General features: G+C 58.7%; 18 protein-coding genes, 1 tRNA gene and 1 pseudogene. 16 read left to right on the top strand and 4 right to left on the bottom strand.

Annotation, left to right across the window (positions count from 1 at the left end; translation table 11 throughout):
- Window positions 1-4 precede the first annotated feature (4 nt).
- From tilS to CI603_RS06750, 5 genes are all read left to right on the top strand, one after another.
- Window positions 5-1,114, top strand: a complete 1,110-nt coding sequence (tilS, locus tag CI603_RS06770) for a tRNA lysidine(34) synthetase TilS (RefSeq protein ID WP_121913654.1) — start codon at window positions 5-7, stop codon at window positions 1,112-1,114.
- Window positions 1,101-1,703 (top strand): hypoxanthine phosphoribosyltransferase, encoded by a 603-nt coding sequence (gene hpt / locus CI603_RS06765; RefSeq protein WP_121913543.1) that lies wholly within the window; start codon window positions 1,101-1,103, stop codon window positions 1,701-1,703. Before tilS ends, hpt begins: the two co-directional genes overlap by 14 nt.
- A complete protein-coding gene (gene ftsH, locus CI603_RS06760; protein WP_121913542.1) occupies window positions 1,700-3,814 on the top strand; it encodes an ATP-dependent zinc metalloprotease FtsH in 2,115 nt (704 codons plus the stop codon). The genes hpt and ftsH overlap by 4 nt, the downstream gene beginning before the upstream one ends.
- An 82-nt stretch (window positions 3,815-3,896) precedes the next feature.
- On the top strand, window positions 3,897-4,979 hold the full coding sequence (locus tag CI603_RS06755) for a dihydroneopterin aldolase (RefSeq protein ID WP_183122276.1): 1,083 nt from the start codon (window positions 3,897-3,899) through the stop codon (window positions 4,977-4,979).
- A complete protein-coding gene (locus CI603_RS06750) occupies window positions 4,976-5,530 on the top strand; it encodes a DUF3180 domain-containing protein (RefSeq protein ID WP_121913540.1) in 555 nt (184 codons plus the stop codon). The genes CI603_RS06755 and CI603_RS06750 overlap by 4 nt, the downstream gene beginning before the upstream one ends.
- Before the next feature lie 121 nt (window positions 5,531-5,651).
- On the opposite strand, the gene CI603_RS06745 is transcribed toward CI603_RS06750, so the two are convergent.
- Window positions 5,652-6,566 (bottom strand): acyl-CoA thioesterase II, encoded by a 915-nt coding sequence (locus CI603_RS06745; RefSeq protein WP_121913539.1) that lies wholly within the window; start codon window positions 6,564-6,566, stop codon window positions 5,652-5,654.
- A gap of 40 nt (window positions 6,567-6,606) precedes the next feature.
- Window positions 6,607-8,283: an energy-dependent translational throttle protein EttA gene (ettA, locus tag CI603_RS06740; protein WP_024626701.1), complete on the bottom strand. Its 1,677-nt coding sequence runs from the start codon at window positions 8,281-8,283 to the stop codon at window positions 6,607-6,609.
- 304 nt (window positions 8,284-8,587) lie between these two features.
- Here ettA and CI603_RS06735 point away from each other — a divergent pair, with 304 nt between their 5' ends.
- From CI603_RS06735 to CI603_RS06725, 3 genes are all read left to right on the top strand, one after another.
- Window positions 8,588-9,214 (top strand): ECF transporter S component, encoded by a 627-nt coding sequence (locus CI603_RS06735; protein WP_046323227.1) that lies wholly within the window; start codon window positions 8,588-8,590, stop codon window positions 9,212-9,214.
- Between the two features lie 88 nt (window positions 9,215-9,302).
- Window positions 9,303-10,931: an ABC transporter substrate-binding protein gene (locus tag CI603_RS06730; protein ID WP_121913538.1), complete on the top strand. Its 1,629-nt coding sequence runs from the start codon at window positions 9,303-9,305 to the stop codon at window positions 10,929-10,931.
- A gap of 70 nt (window positions 10,932-11,001) precedes the next feature.
- Window positions 11,002-11,075, top strand: a tRNA-Ile gene (locus tag CI603_RS06725).
- A gap of 1,027 nt (window positions 11,076-12,102) precedes the next feature.
- On the opposite strand, the gene CI603_RS06720 is transcribed toward CI603_RS06725, so the two are convergent.
- Window positions 12,103-12,924, bottom strand: coding sequence for a transcriptional regulator (locus CI603_RS06720; protein WP_046323225.1), 822 nt, complete (start codon window positions 12,922-12,924; stop codon window positions 12,103-12,105).
- 158 nt (window positions 12,925-13,082) lie between these two features.
- Between CI603_RS06720 and CI603_RS06715 the strand changes: the two genes are divergently transcribed.
- Window positions 13,083-14,588, top strand: a complete 1,506-nt coding sequence (locus CI603_RS06715) for an amino acid permease (RefSeq protein ID WP_082097782.1) — start codon at window positions 13,083-13,085, stop codon at window positions 14,586-14,588.
- A 71-nt stretch (window positions 14,589-14,659) separates the two neighbouring features.
- Window positions 14,660-15,871, top strand: a complete 1,212-nt coding sequence (locus CI603_RS06710) for a MalY/PatB family protein (RefSeq protein ID WP_121913537.1) — start codon at window positions 14,660-14,662, stop codon at window positions 15,869-15,871.
- Between the two features lie 77 nt (window positions 15,872-15,948).
- Here the strand turns inward: CI603_RS06710 and CI603_RS06705 are convergent, their stop codons facing one another.
- Window positions 15,949-16,722, bottom strand: a complete 774-nt coding sequence (locus CI603_RS06705) for a (S)-acetoin forming diacetyl reductase (RefSeq protein WP_121913536.1) — start codon at window positions 16,720-16,722, stop codon at window positions 15,949-15,951.
- A gap of 208 nt (window positions 16,723-16,930) precedes the next feature.
- On the opposite strand from CI603_RS06705, the gene rpmE reads away from it, so the two are divergent.
- From rpmE to CI603_RS06675, 6 genes and pseudogenes are all read left to right on the top strand, one after another.
- Window positions 16,931-17,143 carry a 50S ribosomal protein L31 gene (gene rpmE / locus CI603_RS06700; RefSeq protein WP_015022244.1) on the top strand — a complete coding sequence of 71 codons (213 nt, stop codon included), beginning with the start codon at window positions 16,931-16,933 and terminating at the stop codon, window positions 17,141-17,143.
- A 103-nt stretch (window positions 17,144-17,246) separates the two neighbouring features.
- Window positions 17,247-18,335: a peptide chain release factor 1 gene (gene prfA, locus CI603_RS06695; RefSeq protein WP_121913535.1), complete on the top strand. Its 1,089-nt coding sequence runs from the start codon at window positions 17,247-17,249 to the stop codon at window positions 18,333-18,335.
- Window positions 18,332-19,291 carry a peptide chain release factor N(5)-glutamine methyltransferase gene (gene prmC, locus CI603_RS06690; protein ID WP_121913534.1) on the top strand — a complete coding sequence of 320 codons (960 nt, stop codon included), beginning with the start codon at window positions 18,332-18,334 and terminating at the stop codon, window positions 19,289-19,291. The genes prfA and prmC overlap by 4 nt, the downstream gene beginning before the upstream one ends.
- Window positions 19,292-19,367: 76 nt before the next feature.
- Complete coding sequence (locus tag CI603_RS06685) at window positions 19,368-20,027, top strand: L-threonylcarbamoyladenylate synthase (RefSeq protein ID WP_183122275.1); 660 nt, start codon at window positions 19,368-19,370, stop codon at window positions 20,025-20,027.
- Window positions 20,024-21,214: an MraY family glycosyltransferase gene (locus CI603_RS06680; RefSeq protein WP_046323220.1), complete on the top strand. Its 1,191-nt coding sequence runs from the start codon at window positions 20,024-20,026 to the stop codon at window positions 21,212-21,214. Before CI603_RS06685 ends, CI603_RS06680 begins: the two co-directional genes overlap by 4 nt.
- Before the next feature lie 138 nt (window positions 21,215-21,352).
- Window positions 21,353-21,598, top strand: a pseudogene (locus CI603_RS06675) (IS256 family transposase); the annotation flags it as partial.

Raw genomic sequence — 21,598 nt, 5'->3', positions numbered from 1 at the left:
GACCATGGTCTATTCAGCGGAGATGAAAAAGGCGGTGGGCCTCCTGCGCTCGACCCTGGACCGGGAGGGCCTGGGCCTGCAGGACCGGCGGTTCACCCATCACGGGGTGCACCGGCCTGATCCGGATGCCCCACTGATCCTGGTGGCCTGCTCTGGAGGCCGGGATTCCCTGGCCCTGGCCTGCGTGTCCCATTTGGTGGCCGATATGACCGGTCTGAGGTGCGGGGCCTTGCTGATTGATCACGGTCTGGTGCCTGATTCGGATCGGGTTGCCGAGCGCGCGGCTGGAACCTGCCGGGAGTTGGGATTGGATCCGGTCCGCGTCACCAGAGTGGATGTGCCTGTCACTTCGGCAGGCCCTGAGGCCGATGCCCGTGCAGCCCGTTACCAGGCCCTCTCCGTGCAGGCCCTTGAGTTGGGCGCCAGGGCTGTCCTCCTGGCGCACACCCGTGATGATCAGGCTGAGACAGTGCTGATTGGCCTGATTCGCTCCCAAGGGCTGGAGGCCATCACCGGGATGGCTCGGCGTATAGAGCGTGGAGGAATGCGTTACCTGCGTCCGTTCCTGGGCCTGGACCGGAAAGATACCACGGCCATTTGTCGCCAGCAGGGGATCGACTGGTGGGACGACCCCACCAACGGCGACGATCAGCCGGCTGATTGTACGCTTCCCGAGACGCTGCCGTTGCGCTCGCGGATCCGTCATGACCTGCTGCCTGCCTTGAACCGGTTCGCTGGCCGGGACATGGTCCGTCGCCTGGCTCTGGGTGCGGACATGGCACGTCTCGATCAGGATTACCTGGATTCCCAGGTGAATGGACTCTTCCAGCGGCTGGTTGCGAGCCCTGACCCGGACCAAAAGGCCGAAGGGGTTCTGGCCTGCTTGGATGCCCGCGGATTGGCCGACTGTCATCCGGCTCTGCGTACCCGCCTGCTGGCTCAGGTGCTGACCGAGCTGGACATAAGGTTCACGGCCGTGCAGGTCCGGGCCCTGGATGATTTGGTCTGCCGTTGGCACGGCCAGCATGGCCCCCGCTTTCCCAGCTCCCATACAGCAATCCGTAAGGGTCAAGTCATTCTCATATGCAATGATGGGGACCATGCGCATCGCTGATATTCAATCCCATATCGACCATGAACTGGTGTCCAAAGAACGCATAGAGGATCTGATCAATCGGACGGCTGAGCAGATCAGCCGGGATTACCAGGGCAAGAACCCAATCATGCTGGCCGTTCTCAAGGGGGCTTTCAACACGCTTGCCGCCCTTTCGCAGGCCGTCACCATACCGGTTCAGATCGAGTTCATGAGCATCTCCAGCTATCCGGCCGGCAAGACCAGTGTTTCCAAGGGGGACCTGGACATCAGGATGGATTTGGACTGCGATGTGCGCGGACGGCATATTCTGATCGTTGAGGATATTATCGATTCCGGCTATACCTTGCATTGGTTGGTTGAGCATCTCAAGGAGCGGGGAGCTGCATCGGTGGAGATCTTCACTCTGCTGGACAAAACCTCGCGACACGAGGTCGAGGTGGATGTCAAGTATCCGGGGTTCGCCATACCCGACGAATTCGTTGTGGGCTTCGGGCTGGATTATGACGAGCAGTACCGTAATCTTGACTCGATAGCCGTACTCAGGTCCGAGGAATACATGGACCCGACCCAGGAACAGGATCATCAGGATCAGGGGGAGCAGTCATGAGCTACTCGCAGGGACCGCAGCAGGGTCCGCCCAACGGAGGCAGGGACAACGGGGACAAGGGGAACAACCCCTTCAACTTCAACCTAGGCAACAACGGTTCTGGTCCCAACGGGGGCAACCGCTCCTTCTGGCGTTCCCCATGGCTCTGGGGAATTCTGGCTGTGGTCATCATCCTGGCCATCTTTGGCTTCTTCAGCAGCCAGAACGGCGCCCAGACCATCGACACCCAGGATGGCCTGGAGCTGCTGAACGACCGCAGCAGCATGGTCAAGAAAGCCGAGATCACCGAGAAGATGCAGGTCGTCGAGCTCAAGCTCAATAGCGACTTCGTCAAGGATGTACCTGGCTTCCGCGGCAACCGCACCTCCAAGAACTTCGGCAAGGACGTGCAGTTCTACTACGTGGAGGCACAGGGGGAGCAGGTCGTCAAGGCCGTAGAGAAGGCCAAGCCATCCGAGGGGTACAACTCGGTGGTGCCACAGACCAGCATGATGAGCTACCTGATTTCGTCCATCCTGCCCATGCTGATTATTCTGGGAGTCTTCTGGTTCCTGCTCTCGCGAATGTCTTCGGCGGCCGGTGGCGGCATGTTCGGCATGGGCGGCAAGAAGAACTCCGCCCGGCTCAACGACGGGCAGACACCCAAGACCAAGTTCTCGGATGTGGCCGGCGAGGAAGCCGCTGTCCAGGAGGTGGAGGAGATCAAGGAGTTCCTCAAGGACCCCTCCAAGTACAAGGCTCTGGGCGCCCGCATACCTCGTGGCGTTTTGCTCTATGGTCCTCCTGGAACCGGCAAGACCCTGCTGGCCAGGGCCATCGCCGGCGAGGCCAGCGTGCCCTTCTACTCCATGGCAGGCTCCGACTTTGTCGAGATGTTCGTCGGTCTGGGCGCCTCCCGAGTGCGCGACCTGTTCGACGAGGCCAAGAAGAATGCACCGGCCATTATTTTCATCGACGAGATCGATGCCGTGGGCGGCAAGCGCGGCTCCGGCATGAGCGGCGGCCACGACGAGCGCGAGCAGACCTTGAATCAGCTGCTGGTCGAGATGGACGGCTTTGACAACGACACCAACCTGATCATCATTGCAGCCACCAACCGCCCCGACATTCTGGATCCGGCCCTGCTCCGGCCCGGCCGGTTCGACCGTCAGGTGGCCGTGGAGGCCCCAGACCTGGAGGGCCGTGAGGCCATCCTCAAGGTCCATGCCAAGGGCAAGCCCTTTGTGCCGGATGTGGACCTGCACACTGTGGCTGTGCGTACGCCCGGCTTCACCGGCGCCGACCTGGCCAACGTGCTCAACGAGGCTGCTCTGTTGACTGCGCGTTCCGATGCCCAGCTGATCGACAATCGGGCCATCGACGAAGCCATCGACCGTGTGCTCAGCGGACCTCGGCGGCGGACCAAGGGCATGGCTCTGGCCGAGATGCGCAACACTGCCTACCACGAGGGCGGTCATGCCATGGTGGCTGCTGCCCTGCACCACACTGACCCGGTCACAAAGGTGACCATTCTGCCGCGTGGACGCGCCCTGGGCTACACCGCGGTCATGCCTACCACAGATCGCTATTCACAGTCCCGCAACGAGCTGCTGGACCAGATGGCCTACGCCATGGGCGGTCGTGTGGCAGAAGAAGTGGTCTTCCATGACCCGACCACCGGTGCTTCCAATGACATCGAGAAGGCCACCAGCATCGCCCGGCAGATGGTCCTGCAGTATGGGTTCTCGTCAAAGCTTGGCGCCATCAAGTGGGCTGACGAGAACGACCAGGATTCAGGGCTCGATGCCTTGAAGCCCCACAACTATTCGGAGAAGACAGCCGAGGCCATCGATGAGGAAGTCCACAATCTCATCGAGACGGCCCATCAAGAGGCATGGCGTATCATCACCGAGAACCGTGACGTGCTGGACGAACTGGTTCGGCAGCTCCTGGTCAAAGAGACCCTGAACAAGGACGAGCTGGCTGCGGTCTTCGCTGGCCTGCGCAAGGCTCCGGAGCGTCAGCTCTGGCTGTCTGCACCGGATCGGCCGGACTCCGAGCAGCCCCCTGTGGAGATTCCCGAGGCACTCAGGCGCAGCGTAAACGGGCCGTCCACAGAGGACCAGCACTGAATTCTGCATCGGCTCGGTGCCTTGCATATGGTCCCGGGCCGTGTGACAGTGAATGTTCCAAGGCAAGGGAGGAGCGTACATCATGGATTCCATTCGTCTGAGCTCCATCAAGGTCGCACCCCTGCATGACCAGCAGAAGCCTGGGTTCAGCTATCAAGTCGATGCCGTCCTCTACCTGGATTTGAGCGAGGCAGGCAGACTCAACGACGGCACACAGACTGTGGACTATGTGCAGATTGTCCGTAGGATTGTAAACCTGATCCAAAACGAGCCGGCTAACGAGATTCTGGAATCTCTGGCCGCCAAGGTAGCTGATTCCATCCTGCTCTCCCACCAGATCCGTCGCACCCGCGTCACAGTCACCCGTCTGGGCGCTGACCAGGGAACCGGGGTCGATTTTCAGGTGGGCATCACCTTGGAGCGAGCCGCCGACGACCAGATGGAGGGTAACCCTGGCAGCTTGGAGTCTGGACGAGTCAGCGGCGCCGGGAATGCTGCTCTGGGGCATCCCTCGCTCCTGTTGTCTGGTCAGGCCGATTCTGTTCATGCGGCGCAGGCGCGATTGCGTCATCCTGTGACCTCTTCTACGCAGAACGACCTGTCCTTAGATCCGGAGAATGATAACGAGGTGTCCAGTCAGTCGACTGTTGAAGGCGCTCAACCGCAAGGTCTCCTGATGCGTGATGTGATTGCGCTGGAAGGGGCATCGGGAACCGACCGGCTGACCATGCTCCGTGCTCTTGCAGCCCTGGACGGAATCCCTGGCAGTCAGCTGGTTGGCATCTCGCCCCTATATGCCTACCGGGACGATCAGGGGGATCAGCGTCTATCGGCCGTGGTGATCCTGCAAACGCCGCTAAGTCTGGAGGAGTTGCGGTCGGCCTTGGACATGGTGGCCGCTCCTATCAGACAGATGGGTGGACTGGATGCCGATGTAGTGGAAGTGGAGACCTTGGACGGTTCGGTTCTGTCTTCGCAGGACCATCCGCCTCTGCTGGCTGCTGATGCGCCATCGCGCATTTTGATTCCCTGGGCTTATTTGGAGCCTGAACACTGCCTGCCTGGGGCTGGCGGATCCTGTCTGGCAAGCCTGGCCAACCGTGCTCCTGATCGTGATCGCATCAGCCTGGTCTCGGAGGACTGGATTCTGGACGGGTTGTCATGAGGGCCCGCCGCACCCCGCTCGTGCACTACCTGGTCGCCCTGATCCTGGGTTTGATGGGAGGTGCCGGTATATCAGAACTCGGTATGTCCACCAGGACGGACCTCATGGGGGTTCCCTGGCTGGTCAGCGTGCTGCTCTTCCTGCTGGGGGTGGCCATCCTGGTCATGGCCTTGCAGGTGCATCGCTATGCCAAGGGAGACCGCAAGGAGATGGATTTGCGCTTCGCGGTCAACGTGCTGATTATGAGCAAGGCCTTGGGCATTGCCTGTGCCGCCCTGTTGGGCTGGTATGGCAGTCAGGCGCTGATCAGCATGGGTCATGCGGGCGCGCCCTATTACACACGGGTCATGCAGGAGTGCCTGGTGGCCTCCCTTGTCTGTCTGATCGATGTGGTGGCCGGAGCTGTGGGGGAGTGGCTTTGCCAACTGCCCCCGGACGACGGCCCTGAGAATCCCGATCGGCGCAAGTCCTCACGCAGACCCATGGCCGACGCGGCCGATACCGCTGACAGGGCGAAGATAAAAACCGATTCAAATAAAAGACACGGTTGAACAGCGTTCAAGGATGGTGCCCAGGACATTCCTGACGGACGATGGTCGGCCTGCTGACGACCAGGCTGTTGATCCTTTGAAGTGGAAGAATACGCGATGAGGCGATGACCCTAGTGGAAGGTCAGTCTTTAGGCACCCTGATCATGGCTTCCTGAAGCATATAGGCTGCCAAATCGCCCCGACTGTTGTAGACCTTGGCCAGGCACAGGCTGCGGCCATGGTCGGCTACTGGGGACTCCTGAATGAAACAGTGCCAGTCGCAGGGGTCCAGATCTTGGTACCACCACATGGCATGGTCGATGGAGGCGAAGGAAATCCCCGGGGTGGTCATGCTTACTCCGGCACGACGTAGGGCGGGCTCCATCATGATTTGATCGCATTCCATGGCCAGCAAGGCCCGGCGCATCAGCGGGTCCAGGTCGACCCTTCCCTGGGTGCGGCTCCAAACGGCCTGGCGACTCCTGCTGTCATCCCTGGAATTCCCATTTTCTGCATCATCCGCATCGTCCAGCAGGACCGTGCCGCCTACATGACGCATGTCGAAGGGGCTCTGATGGGCGTAGTAGTCAGCGAAGGGGGATTGGTCGGCATAGGGTTCCATCAGTTCCCGGGAGCCAGGCAAATTCTCCGGATCGGGCAGACCCGTGGGCATGGGGTCGTCATAGCGGACACCCTCCTGGCCGACCTGTTGATAGGAGAGCAGGGCGTTGAGGATGGTCCGTTCCCCCTGGTGCAGATCAACTCGTCTGGAGGAGAAGGAATGCCCGTCGCGGATGGTCTCGACTTCCGCCTGAACGTCCTGAATGAGCAGTCCGGTGCGCAGGTAATAGGCGTGCATCGAGTGGGGCAGTCGTCCTTCGGGCACGGTCCGCCCGCCGGCCATGATGGCCTGTCCCAGCAACTGGCCCCCATAAAGGCGACCTGTGGGGAAGTCCAGCGATTCGCCCCGAAAGCTGGAACGGCCATCAGTGTGCTGCTGTTGCTGCAGATTCAGCGCAGCGATGGCTCGAGTCAGCGGTTCATCCTCGGTGCTCATGCTTCCCCCGGTCCCCTACTCTCTTGGTGATCTGCTCTTTTCAGCGGGTCAGCTTGCGGTGGATGCGGTGGGGCCTGGAGGCCTCCTCGCCCAGACGCTTGACCTTGTTCTCCTGGTAGGCCTGGAAGTTGCCTTCGAACCAATACCAGGAGGCCGGATTCTCGTCCGTGCCCTCCCAGGCCAGGATATGGGTGGCGATTCGGTCCAGGAACCAGCGGTCGTGGGAGATGACCACAGCGCAGCCGGGGAAGGCCAGCAGGGCATTTTCCAGGCTTTCCAGGGTCTCCACGTCCAGATCGTTGGTGGGCTCGTCCAGCAGGAGCAGGTTGCCGCCCTGCTTCAGGGTGAGTGCCAGGTTCAGTCTGTTGCGCTCTCCGCCCGACAGGACGCCAGCAGGCTTCTGCTGATCCGAGCCCTTGAAGCCGAAGGAGGCTACATAGGCCCGGGTAGGCACTTCGACACCGCCTACCTCGATGAAGTCCAGCCCTCCGGAGACCACCTCCCAGAGGTTCTTGTTGGGGTCGATGCCCTCGCGGTTCTGATCCACGTAGGAGATCTTGACTGTGTCGCCGACTTCCAGGGTGCCCGATGTCAGTGGCTCCAGGCCCACGATGGTCTTGAAGAGTGTGGACTTGCCTACGCCATTAGGGCCGATGACGCCCACGATGCCGTTTCGAGGCAGGGTGAAGCTCAGATCGTCGATCAGGACGCGGTCACCGAAGGCTTTATGGATGTGCTCGGCCTCCAGCACCTTGGAGCCCAGGCGGGGCCCCGGCGGAATCTGGATCTCGGAGAAGTCCAGCTTCTTGTTGTTCCGCGCCTCGTTCTCCATCTGCTCATAGCGCTCCAGACGGGCCTTGTTCTTGGCCTGCCGGGCCTTGGGGGAGGACCGGACCCATTCCAGTTCGTTGTTAAGACGCTTGGCCAGCTTGGCATCCTTCTGCCCCTGGACCTCCAGACGCTTGGCCTTGGTCTCCAGATAGGTGGAGTAGTTGCCCTGGTAGGGGTAGAGGTGGCCGCGGTCCACCTCGCAGATCCACTCAGCCACGTTGTCAAGGAAGTACCGGTCGTGGGTCACTGCCAGGACGGCACCCTTATAGGTGTGCAGGTACTGCTCCAGCCAGAGGATGGACTCGGCATCCAAGTGGTTGGTGGGCTCGTCCAGCAGCAGCAGGTCAGGGGCTTCAAGCAAAAGCCGGCATAGAGCCACACGGCGGCGCTCGCCTCCCGAGATGACCGAGACAGGAGTGTCCGGGTCAGGGCACTGCAGGGCATCCATGGCCTGGTCCAGCTGGGAGTCAAGGTCCCAGCCGTTGGCTGCATCAATCTGCTCCTGAAGCTGACCCATCTCGGTCATGAGAGCATCGTAATCGGCGTTGGGGTCGGCCATCTGTTCGCCGATCTGGTTAAAGCGGTCCACCTTGCTCATGATGTCGCCGAAGGCCATGCGAATGTTCTCGCCCACGGTCTTGTCTTCGTCCAGCGGCGGCTCCTGCTGGAGGATGCCTACCGTATAGCCGGGGGTGAGCTGTGCCTCCCCATTGCTGACCGTGTCCAGGCCGGCCATGATCCGCAGCAGGGTGGATTTGCCCATGCCGTTGGGGCCCACCACGCCGATCTTGGCGCCGGGCAGGAAACTCAGGGTCACATCGTCCAGGATGACGCGGTCGCCGAAGGACTTGCGCGCCTTGATCATCTGATAAATGAATTCGGCCAAGAAGCTACCTCACAGAACCTTAGAAAGACAGTGCAAACTGCATTCATGGTAGTGGGAACTTCTGACTTATGCGCCGGGCTGATAAGCCTGGTGAAGCAAGTGCATGGCCGCCTATAAACAAGACCTATGACCAGACCCTGGTTCTGCCGCCTTGGTCGGGGTAGCCTTGAGTCGACGTTCCCGCCCGGCATGCGCAGGTCAAGGAGCGCCGGACAGGCCTTTGCCGGCAGGGTGGGCCTCCGTCCTATCGCTGTGCGCATGAGGAATGGGCCGTCCGCTCTAGGGCGGTTGTAAGGGAGTATCAATGACGGTGAAACAGCAGCAGAGTCGAATTTCCGCAGCTCATCGGTTGCGCTGGAGGCCGCTCGACATTGCGGTCGGCGCAGGCCTGGGCGCGGTGTCGGGGTTAATTTACTGGTTGGCCAGTCTGCTCGCCTCGTGGATATTTCCGCTGATGACGGCCCTGCTTCCCGGGGCGGCGGCCCTGTTGCATGGGGTCTTCTACTTCCCCTGCACCCTTTCCCTGTTGATATTGCGCAAGCCAGGCGCAGCCGTCTATGTTGGCGTCATCAGCGTCCTGGTCGAGATTCTGCCTGGCAATGCCTATAACGTGCCGATGATTTTGGTGGAGGCCATTGTCGAGGCCCTTTGCGCGGAACTGGCCTTTGGAATTTTCCGTTACCGCCGATGGACCCTGGGAACGACCGTTTTGGGGGGTATTCTGATAGCTTTGGTGTACAACGCTTTTCTCCTGGCCTTTTACTATCAGGGGGTCTCCCTCCTCAGCCCGAGGGGGATTATCGGCACCATCTGTGAACTGATCAGCGGAGTGGTTCTGGCTGGACTGGTCAGCTGGTTCCTCTTCCGGGCCATCGGCCGCACCGGTGCTCTGGATCGGCTGGCATCCGGTCAGGATGTCAGGCAGGTCTGAATATCGGTATCCTCGTCAGACCGACTGTATCGACCATATGTTTGTTGTGCAGCTGTGACAGCCCGTACCGGGCAGGAAGGGTCCTATTATGACCAAGCTTCGTTCCTACCTCGCAGCAGCGATACTCCCGTTCATTCTGGCAGCGGGCGCCTGCGGCACATCCCCGGCTCCCCAGGAAGACCGGGTCGACCCTAAGGCCGCTATCAGCGTCAACAATGCCGAACCTACGGCCCCCTTGATTCCCTCCAGCACCAACGACACCGCAGGCTGGAAGGTGGTGACTCAGCTCTTCGATGGGTTGGTCACCTTCGACGACAAAGGCGGGATGACCCTGGTCGAGGCCAAATCGATTACACCCAATGAGAATGCAAGCCAGTACACGATTGTCCTCAAACCAGGACTCACCTTCAGCGATGGGGAAAAGATTACAGCCAAGACCTATGTGGATTCCTGGTCTTTTGCGGCGAATGCAGCCAATGGGCAGTTGGGTGCCTCGGCTTTTTCGACCATCGCCGGGTACGAGCAAGTCCAGGATGAGCACGGCGACCCCAAGGCCCCTCTGTCTGGTCTTCGGGTGGTTGACGATCTGACCCTGGAGGTGACCATGGGTAAGCCGGATTCCTCCTTCCCCTACAAGGTGGGAGACGTGGCCTTCCTACCGCTGCCGGCATCCGCCTACAAGGACATCAAGGCCTTCGGCAAGAAACCGATCGGGAATGGGCCCTACCGCTTCAAATCCTGGGTGCCCAATCAGGGGATCAAGCTGGAGAAGGATCCCACATACAAGGGACCGCGTAAGGCTCGGAACGGAAGCCTGGAGTTCAGGGACTACCAGAGCCTTGATGCTGCCTATGCCGATGTTCAGGCCGGTCACCTGGATGTGCTCGATACGGTTCCGGTCTCCCGCCTGAAAACCTTCCATACCGATTCGGGCCTGCAGCCCTTGATCAAGCCCGGGCCGGCCTTTCGGTCGCTGACCATCCCGCAAGGCTTGAAGCATTTCCAGGGCCAGGAGGGTGCCCTTCGTCGGGCAGCCCTGTCATATGCTCTGGATCGCACGAAAATAGCCGAAAAGGTCTTCGCTGGTTCAGTTACGCCGGCCACTGATTTCCTGGCCCCAACCATCAAGGGGAATGCCTCCGACATCAAAGGCAAAAAAGTGCTGAGCCACGATCCGGATCAGGCCCGTAGACTGTGGAAGCAGGCTGATGCCATATCCCCCTGGGAGGGCACGCTTCGCATCGCATACAGTGCTGACGGGACCGACAAGGACTGGGTTGATGCGGTTCTGCATGAGTATGCCCAGGTTCTGGGCATCAAGACGGAACCGAATATCTTCCCTACGGGCAAGGAATTCAATACGGCAGTTCATAACCGTCAGGTCAACAGCATTTTCAATTCGGGCATCACCTCGGACTATCCCCACCCCGAAGGCTACCTGGTTCAAGGGTATGCCTCCAGCCAGGCCGATGGCAAGGGTCTGAACAATGGGGACTACAAGAGCGCGGAATACGATGCCATCCTTTCCCGCGCCGCCTCCAAGACCGATCAGGACGAAGCCATGCAGGATTACCGCCAGGCCGAGGCTGTACTCTTCAAGGACCTTCCGGTACTGCCGCTCTGGTACAGGAAGGTCTCGGCAGTGGCCGGCAGGCAGGTTCGCCAGGCTCCTTTCGGATACATGGGTCTGCCTGTCTATAACCAGGTCACCAAGTAGGTCCGACAATCCGGACCTGGCTGATGACGAGTCGTCTTGATACCATGACTCTGGCCGGTAAGATCGGCGCGGGGCCTTAGCTCAGTCGGTTAGAGCAAACGACTCATAATCGTTCGGTCCAGGGTTCAAGCCCCTGAGGCCCCACAGAAGAGCAAGCCCCGGAAATTTTTAACTTCCGGGGCTTTATTAATAGATTGAATAGAGGAGATCAAGGTCTCTCATCCCAAAGTCAATTGGGTAACTTGGCTCAACACTGGTCCGCGTCTTCAATGACTGCCAGTGGAAGGACTAGGTGTTGTGCACCGAACTTTCTTGATAGTCTTAGTAGAAGGACTAGCCCCGGCTATTGTCGGGGCCGTCCTCTCGCTGCCTAGCTCTAGCATCCATGATTCACCGATGCAAATATGTATGGCTTCACATGTAAGCCGGGGGAAAAGAGCTAGGCGCGTTTTTTATATCGGATCATAGAGCACTCTCGGTGTATGTCCACTTCTCGGTGCCCCAAGCGTGCATGCGTAGACAGCCAAAAGATCTGCGCATGCCACAATAATCCGGAAGCGTTTCCGTAGAACCGCTAAGTATGAGAATTTATCAGGGAAAAGAATACGGGACGGGCTCGAGTCAGAGCCGTCGGCATATGCCGGGAAACTATACGCATGTACATCTCCTCTGGAACTGAAGATAATTCAGTCCCTGTAGGTCCATCGTGTATACGTCCCCCGTATATCTGTTCTTAATCATACACCCTGGAGGGGGTGTGTCAAAGCTGAGAAGGGTGCCGTCTCCGTGCTTCCGGTTAGATGGATTTGATGAAAAGATTGTTGGCCTCGGGCATAGCGCTTTGCGCATCTCCGCTCCTCCCGGCTGAAGGGGATAAGCGGCACGTGCCTACTAAACAAGCTACCTGCTTGCTTGAATCAATAGGGTAGCTCGCATTGTTTCGTCGGGTCTATTTTTTAGGGGTGCCCTTGAATATATTGGGCCCTCAGAAACCGAAGGTATGTTCATTCTTGGACTTCAAAATCCAGGCATAACCACTTATTGGCATGAATATGACTGACACCTAGACAGTGATCCACGGCTGGGTACATCTGCAGTTGCGAATATTTCAACAGAAGAGTGTTATTGGTCCATAAATGATCAACCGTTGGCCTCAGATCTCTTATTGATGTTACTCGACAGGCTGCTCCTTGTTTCCTCTCTTTTCCTTTCTGATCAAGTGCAAGTATCTATACACCGTTGGTGCTGAAATGCCCAGTGCACCAGCCACGGTATCTATTGCACCTTTGATCAGGAAGATACCCGAATCGTCAAGGTCGGTGATGAGCTTCAGTCGTTCTGATTTGTTCATCCGCTCGGGCTGAACCCTGTGTTCCGCTACAAATGATTGGATGTGCTGGTTTGTCAGATCCTCCGCGTTCACGGATAGGGTTTCATGCGTCCCATCGGTGACCGCTTGCTGAGCAGATGCATCATTCTGAATTATTGCATTGCCATGCTCATCGGGCGTATCCACGGTTTGTGTGTCAGGATCCGATTGGTCTCTCATGATGCGATGTGTAGGGAATGGGGATCCGTTGGAACTGATGGAATCCAGATAGTCGCTGGCTGTTCGCAGAGCTTTACTGGTCTCTTTGAAGATTGAATTGTCAAAGTTGATGCAGAGAAAACCGATGACCTGATCTTCTGTATTACGTAGGAAGAAGGTGGAGGAGACAATAGGGCGGCCTTCATGTGTATAGCCGGCGTAACGGACCAGGTAGTTTCGGTGTTCGTATTCGCGGTTTTGCCAGATTCTCAGAACAAGGTCGGTGGCGGGACTGCCTACTTTGCGTCCGCTGACATGTCCGTTGGCTATTGCAACGACTGAGTGCGAGAAGTCCTTTACATCCTGCAGGACGACCTCGGTGTCATGTCCCAATAGCTCGCCAAGGAAGTCCACCAAGGGAATAAAGGGGCGTAGGGATGTTGAGATGTTCTCTGTTCCGTTCATATTGCACTCCTTTCCCCCTGAGGTCTGTATTTGAAACAGGAAATAATACCGACATATAGAGGAAATTCTATCACAATGCAAAAAAGCTATTTTATTAAAGACAAAATATTATTGCTGTGATAAAATAATATAAACAACTCAAAGAGGAGGTGCAGCACATGAGTAGATCTGATTCACAATCCAGTTCGGCCGAGCAATATGAAGATGAGGATTTGAAACGTAGCCTCAACACTCGGCAGATGGCCATGATGGCGATTGGCGGTGCAATCGGAGTCGGCCTGTTCTACGGGTCCTCCGGGGCAATATCTTATGCGGGTCCATCCGTTTTGTTGGCATACGCACTGGCAGGCGCTGCTATATTCATAGTCTGTCGGGCAGTGGGCGAAATGGCCACTGCTGAACCGGTATCAGGCGCAACCGTATCGTATGCCAGCAGATATATTCATCCTTTCGTGGGGTATGCAATAGGTTGGACCAGTCTGCTCGGTTGCGTGGCTGGTTCAGGAGCGGAATTTACAGCATTGGGTAAATATGTCCAGTTTTGGTTTCCCTCCTTTCCCATATGGGCCAGCGGTTTGATTGGCATGGTGCTGATGGGCGTCATCAACCTGATATCCGTCAGCTTCTATGGTGAGTCGCAGTTTTGGCTTTCGGCCGTGAAGGTAGTCACCATTATTGTTATGGTCATCGGTGGCCTGATCATCATCTTCACCGGCATTGGCAACGGGGGACATCCAGTCATGCTCACGAACCTGACAGTCGATGGATTCATGCCGAATGGCCTGTCCGGGCTGCTGTTTTCTGTGGTCATGGTGGCTTTTGCCTTTGGAGGCTCGGAGTCGGTCGCCTATACGGCAGGTGAAGCAAAAGATGTCAAGAAAACCATGCCTCGCGCCGTCAACGGGGTGTTTTGGAGCATTGTCCTGTTTTACTTGGGATCCACTTTTGTGATCCTGTGCATGTGGCCCTGGGATAAGATGAAGGGTGTGGGTTCTCCCTTTGTCCGTGTCTTCGCGTCATTGGGTATCCCGGCTGCGGCCTCCATCATCAACTTTGTCGTCATCACCGCGTCCCTGAGTGCCGTAAGCAGCGGCATCTTCATGTACAGCCGTCAGCTTTACAACCTTTCGCTCCAAGGCAGTGCTCCCTCGATACTCTCCAAGGTGTCAAAGAAGAAGATTCCCTACGTCAGTGTGCTGACTGTAGTGCTTATGCAGCTGGTAGGCATAGCGCTGATGGCTGTTCTTCCCGAGCGTGCATTCGCACTTTTCTCATCGATCACGGTCTTCATGCTGGTCTTCAGCTGGGTGGCCGAGCTTGTCAGCGAGTATCATTTCCGTTCCATAAAGCGGCGTGAGGGCAAAGAGGACGAGCTGACCTTCAAGCTGCCTCTGTACCCCTTCAGCAATTTCTATGCGCTCGCGTTCATGGGGCTGGTCATGATAATGATGGCAATAATGCCGGAATACAGAATCAGCTACCTGGTGACCATACCTTGGATGATCCTTCTTGCAGTTCTGTTCGTTCTTCAACGCAGAAGCAGCAACAAGCAGACTGAGACAACTTCGGATGAAGACTTGGTCAATCCGGCGCCCACTAACGGAGAAGCGGATTTGGACGCTACACTTTCAGGCGAGGGTCATGAGGCCATGGCAGATTCCTGATCGTATCGCCGAGGATCTGGCTAACTGAAAAAGACGGTCGGTTCGTCCGGCCAAAACATGGAAGGAATACAATGACCTACGATTTCACCAGCATCATGGATAGGCATGGCAAGGATGCTATTGCGGTTGACGGTTTGGGCGCCCAGCCTGGTTTCGCTCCCGAACCGCCCAAGGAGGGGTTCGATATCATTCCCATGTGGGTGGCCGACATGAATTTCCCCACGGTGCCGACCATCCCCGAGGCCATCATCGAGCGTGCCAAGCATCCGGCTTTCGGCTACTTCGATCCGAGTGATGATTACTACAATTCAATCATCAACTGGCAGCGGACCCGTAACGGCGTGGAGGGCCTGACGGCCGAGGCCATCGGCTATGAGAATGGGGTCTTGGGCGGAGTGGTTTCCACCTTGACCGCCTTTGCGGCTCCTGGCGACGCTGTGCTGCTTCACAGCCCGACATATGTCGGCTTCACGATGTGCATCGAGAACAACGGCTACCACATTGTGCACAGCCCGTTGAAGAAGGACGAGCAGGGCGTCTGGCGGATGGACTTCGAGGACATGGACCGCAAGCTCAAGGAGAACAACATCCATGTGGCGGTCTTCTGCAGCCCGCACAACCCCTGCGGCCGCGTGTGGGAGAAGTGGGAGATCGAGAAGGCCATGGAGGTATATAAGGAGAACGACTGCGTGGTCATCTCCGACGAGATATGGTCAGACCTGATTCTGTCGGGCCACAAGCACATTCCTACCCAGTCGGTCAGCGAGGATGCCCGCAACAGGACGGCTGCCTTCTATGCGCCCAGCAAGACCTTCAACCTGGCCGGGCTGGTCGGCTCCTACCACATCATCTACAACAAGTACCTGCGCGACAGGATTGTGGCCAAGGGATCCAAGGCCCACTACAACGACATGAACGTTCTGTCCATGCATGCCCTGATCGGAGCCTACAAGCCTGAAGGCCAGGAGTGGGTGGACGAACTCCGGCAGGTCCTGACCGGGAATGTGGACTACGCCTGTGATTACATCCGCCAGCATTTCGAGGGAGTCGAGCTTTCCAAGCCCCAGGGCACTTACATGCTCTTCCTTGATTGCACGCAATGGTGCAAGGACCACGATCTGAGCTTGGATCAGCTGCTCAAGCGTGCCTGGGATGTGGGTGTAGCCGTTCAGGATGGGCGGCAGTTCAAGGCTCCCTGCGCCATCCGCATGAACCTGGCCCTGCCTTTGAGCCGCGTCCAGGAGGCTATGGACCGTCTGGACAAGTACGTCTTCAACGCCTGAATGATCATGGACCCTCGCTGTCGGGTGGAATCGATCAGCGGGGGTCCATCATATGTGAGCGAAACCTTGCTGCAGCCTCACTGGAACTGCATGCCGCCGTCCACAATCAGGGTCTGGCCGGTGATGTAGTCAGAGTCATGCCCGGCCAGGAAGGCCACGGCATTGGCCACGTCCTCCGGTTCGGAAAGCCGTCCCAGGGCGATGCCGTCCGAGAAGGTGGACATGCCCCACTCGTCATCCTTGCCGGCGTTGACCCCCACCTGATGAGCGATGTCCATCATCATGGGTGTCTTGACAATGCCGGGGGCGTAGGCGTTGGCGGTGATGCCCTCCTTGGCAAGGTCGCGTGCAGCCACCTGAGTCAGGCCGCGGATGGCGAACTTGGTGGAGGAATAGAGCATAAGGTTGGGGTTGCCCACCACGCCTGCCTGGCTGGTGGCATTGATGATCTTGCCGCCGTGGCCCCGATCACGGAAGGCCTGAACAGCGGCCTGCATCCCCCAGATGGTTCCTGCCACGTTGACGTGGTAGACCTTGTCGAACAGCTCTGGGGTGATGGACTCGATCGGGGTGGTCGGCCCCAGGCCGGCATTGTTGACGATCACGTTGAAGTCGCCCAATGTGGTAGCGGTCTTCTCGACGGCGGAACGCACCTGGACACGGTCGGTCACGTCCAGGGTGACGGCCATGGCCCGTCCGTGCGATTGATTGATGGAGTTGGCCACAGCCTGGGCCTTGTCTGTATTCATGTCTGCCACGGCCACGGCGAACCCGTCCTTGGCAAGCCGACGGGCAATAGCCTCGCCGATCCCCTGAGCCGCCCCGGTAACGAACGCTACTTCCTGCTGCATTGCTGCCCTCCTTTGTTGCCTTGTCGGGCCGGCCGGTCCGACTGTTCGATTCTAAAGGAAGTTCGACCAACCACTCCGGGTTGGCGGATTCGGCGTGTGGCGCAAGGGGGTCGTATTTTCCCCGGGTTGCGCTAGACTATTACGCGGTTGCCGGTTCACGTCCGCCACAGGGGCGGTCGACCCGGGGCCCTTGAATCTAGGAGTAACCATGAAGCAGGGAATTCATCCCGATTATCATCCCGTTGAGGTCACGTGCTCGTGCGGCAATACCTTCATCACCCGTTCGACCGCTCCCGGCGATCATATGACGGTTGATGTCTGCTCGCACTGCCACCCCTTCTACACCGGCAAGCAGAAGATTCTGGACACCGGTGGTCGCGTGGCTCGGTTCGAAGCCCGTTACGGCAAGAGGACCAAGTAGCACTTCCAACGCCAGTCCCTTCCGGGTCGCTCTGCTATGCCCGGTGGGGACTGGCGTTTTTTATGACTTGAACCAGGCGGATGAGCGGACGGGAAGGGTGTAGATGAGCGAGGAGCAGTTTCCGGCGGCGGTGGCTGCCGTCGAGGAGTACGGTCGCCTGGAAAAGCAGATGAGTCAGCCCGAAACGGCTTCAGATCCGGCGCAGATCCGCAAATTGGGCCGCAGACATGCTGAACTCGCTCCCATTGTTGAAGCCTATAAGGCCTATCAAAGCGCCTTGGAGGACGGTCAGGCGGCCGAACAAATGGCAAGGGAGGATCCTGACTTCGCCGAGGAGGCCAAGGCCATGGCTGACCGCATACCGGACCTGGAGCAGACCCTGCGTACCGCTCTTATTCCGCGTGATCCTGATGACGGCCGCGATACGATCATGGAAATCAAGGCCGGCAGCGGCGGCGAGGAGGCGGCCCTCTTCGCTGGCGATCTGATGCGTATGTATGTGCGGTATGCCGAAAAACGTGGTTGGACCACCGAGATCATGAGTGAGAACCGCACCCAGCTGGGAGGAGTCAAAGATGCCCAGCTGGCTATCCGCGCTCGCGGTCAGGTAGCTCCTGCCGACGGCGTCTGGGCCTCGCTCAAGTACGAGGGCGGCGTCCATCGGGTCCAGCGCATTCCCGTCACCGAGTCCCAAGGCCGCATTCAGACTTCAGCCGCTGGAGTCATCGTTTTCCCGGAGGCCGATGAGGACGACGACGAGATTGAGATTGACCCTAAGGATCTCAAGGTTGACATCTTCATGAGTTCCGGCCCAGGAGGACAGTCCGTCAACACTACCTACTCCGCTGTGCGCATGACCCATATTCCCACCGGCATCGTGGTCTCCATGCAGGACGAGAAATCTCAGATACAGAATCGTCAGGCTGCCCTGCGGGTACTCAAGTCCCGTCTTCTGGCCATGAAGCACGAGGAGGAGGCTGCCCAGGCTGCCGACATGCGTCATTCCCAGGTTCGTTCCCTTGATCGGTCCGAGCGTATCAGGACCTACAACTTCCCCGAGAGCCGGATCGTGGATCATCGCACCGGCTACAAGGCCTACAACCTGGAACAGGTGCTGGATGGCGACCTGCAGGCTGTCATCGACTCCGACATTCAGGCCGACGAGGCCCGCAGAATGGCATCACAGGAGTGAATCAGCAGGAGCTCGGGGCCAGTCTGGCTGAGCTGGTTGATAAGGGTCACCGCCTGCTGACCCAGGCGGGTGTGCCTACTCCGATCAATGATGCCAGGCTGTTGCTAGCCGATGCTTTGCGGTGTGATCTGCACCAGCTGGATCAGGCTCTGCTTATGGATTGGACTGCTGAGGAACTGCTGACGAAAGGTGTCGATCGCACATACACTGATGGTTCCCAGTCGGCGGCCCTTGAACGTTATCAGTCCTATCTGCAAAGGCGAGCCGGACGCGAACCCCTGCAGTACATTCTTGGCCATGCCTACTTCCGTTATTTGGATCTTCGCCTGGGACCGGGGGTCTTTATCCCTCGTCCTGAGACCGAAACGGTTGTCCAGGCGGGAGTGGATGCCTTGGCTGGAATGGATCATCCACTGGCGGTGGACCTGTGCTCTGGCAGCGGGGCCATCGGGCTGTCTCTGGCCATAGAGGTTCCAGGGGTGCGGGTCCGGGCCGCAGAGGTAGACGAGCAGGCATATCGGTGGGGTGCATTGAACGCCGCCGCTCAGGAGGCTGCTATCCGGGAGGCTGGATCCGATTATCAGCTGCTGCTGGCTGATGCCACGGATTCCGCCACCCTGTCTGATCTGGATGCCCAGGTGGATCTGGTTATCAGCAACCCACCCTACGTCCCCCTGGATGCGATTCCTAGCCAGCCCGAGGTGCGTGACTGGGATCCAGATCTGGCCCTCTACGGTGGTTCGGCTGACGGGTGCGCCTTGCCCTGCCGCATTCTGGACAGGGCCAAAATCCTGTTGGCTCCCGGTGGTCTGCTGGTTATGGAACATGATGCCTCCCAGGGACCGGCCATGGTTGCTGCCGCACAGGAGCGAGGGTACCTTGAGGCATGCACCCATCAGGATCTGGCCGGCCGAGACCGCTACCTTACCGCTCGGCGGCCAGTCTTTGTTTCCTAGCGGCCTGCCGTGGTCCTGGGATAGATTAGTAGCTGGTCATATGAACATGTCGAGCCGAAAGGTCGTGATGCAGGGTATGAGCCGGGTGATGACCTATGACAGTCGGTCGCCGCAGTTGCTGGCCCGGGTGGTGGCTGCCGGGGGGCTGGCGGTCATTCCTACCGACACGGTTTATGGCATCGTCTGCGATCCATGCAACGATGCGGCCATTGATCGGCTCTTCCAGGCCAAGCATCGTCCCAGAACAAAGTCAATCCAGGTGCTTTTGGATGGAGTGGAGGCCATGGATAAGCTGGACCTCCGCTTGCCCGCACCTCTGAATCGCCTGGCTGATGCGCTCCTACCGGGTCCTTTTTCGCCCATTGCCCTTGTAGGACAGTCCTGCCCTCTGCGCACCCCTCGGATGGAGCCTGATGGTCTTACCCAGGCCGTCAGAGTGCCTGACTCGCCCATCTGTCGTGCACTTCTGCAGGTGACCGGCCCTTTGGCGGCTTCCAGTGCCAACCGATCGGGCAATCCCAGTGTGGAGACCGTCCAACAGGCCAGAGCCGAGCTGGGTGATAGCGTCGACCTTTATCTGGACGGGGGGCCGACTCCAGGTTCGGTGGCCAGCACGGTGGTGGAAGTCGACAAGGCTGATCCCGACGGAATACATGTGCTGCGGCAAGGCGTAATCGGCGAGGCCCGGGTCCGTGCACTTCTTTCGGACCAAACCGGCATAGGGGAGGGCCAGTGAGGGTATATCTGTTTATTGCCGCCATAGCTGGCGGGGCCACATGGCTGGTCATGCCCATGGTCCGTCATCTCGCCATTCGGGTTGGCGCTGTGGGTGTGGTCCGCGCTCGCGATGTACATAAGGTGCCCACCCCTCGGATGGGCGGCCTGGGCATGTTAATCGGCTTTGCCGTGGCCATGTGCTTCGCATCCCGCATTCCCTTCATCACGGGCCTCTTCCAGTCCGGGCATCAGGCCTGGGTCATTCTGGCCGGGGCAGTGGCCATCTGCCTGCTGGGTATAGCCGACGACCTTTGGGACCTGGACTGGATGCTCAAGCTGGCCGGTCAGCTGCTGATCTCGGTCTTCGTCTCCTGGGGCGGTATCCAGATTATCTCCCTGCCTTTGGGATCCTTGGTGGCGGCCTCACCCAGCTTGTCCATGGCCATAACGGCATTCCTGATCGTGGCCTCCATAAATGCGGTCAACTTTGTGGATGGACTGGATGGTCTGGCTGCAGGCATTGTGGCCATCGGGGGCATTGCCTTCGCCATCTACTCCTATATCATTGCCCGCATCTCGCCCGACTACGCCTCTCTGGCCACCCTGATCGACGTGGCCATGGTGGGCATTTGCGTGGGTTTCCTCCTGCACAACTGGCATCCGGCCAAACTCTTCATGGGAGACTCAGGATCCATGCTGCTGGGATACCTGATTACCTGCGCCTCTATTGTGGTCACCGGCCGATTGGATCCGGCCACTATTCATGCCAGCATCTATCTGCCGGCTTTCATGCCGATTCTTCTGCCTATCCTGGTGCTTTTCCTGCCTGTTCTGGACATGTGCCTGGCCATCATCCGAAGGCTCAGCCACGGGCAATCACCCATGCACCCCGACCGCATGCACCTGCACCACCGTATGTTGCGTATCGGTCACACGGTTCGTTCTGCAGTTCTTATTCTCTGGGGCTGGGCCGCCCTGATCGCCTTCGGTTCGCTCTTTATTCTTTTCTTCCGTCTGAGATATGTCCTGATCGGTCTGGCACTGGCCGCCATACTGCTGACCTTCGCCACCCTCTACCCCTATTACCGCCGTCGACTTCCCGAAATCAGGCGTGAGAACGCCCTCCTCGCCGCGCAAGGCCCACAGCATGCGGCCAGACCGCCCTGGCATCGCAAGAGCCATCATGATAAGGATGACGACAACTGATTCAGGGGCTATAGGAACTAAACGCGTTGTTTATGTTGGGGGTTTGGCCTTGTGGCTGTAAGCGTGTTGGGTGGTTGTTAATAGGTCGGGTTGTTAATAGGGGTCTTGCAGGGGTGCCCGTTCCTGTTCGATTGGGGAATGAGAACCAGATCGAAGAGGGCCAGGCATTGCCCCATATGCCATGGGCGGATGCGCAAGCATGGGCGCAACAGATCAGGCACGCAGCGCTGGATGTGTCCGTCCTGCTCGATCACGTCCACCGCGCGCAGGCAGGACCGGGCCCGCGCCGCGCAGTTGAGGGAGTTCCTGGACCGGCTGCTGACGGGCAGGACCCGGGAACAGATGGGGGCCATGGGCGCCAGGGCCTGGCGTAAACGGGTCGGC

Origin of the sequence: Bifidobacterium sp. wkB338 (assembly GCF_003688325.1) — a bacterium.
GTDB lineage: Bacteria > Actinomycetota > Actinomycetes > Actinomycetales > Bifidobacteriaceae > Bombiscardovia > Bombiscardovia polysaccharolytica.
Note: the sequence above shows the minus strand (reverse complement) of the source record. Positions and strands in the feature narration are given on the sequence as shown.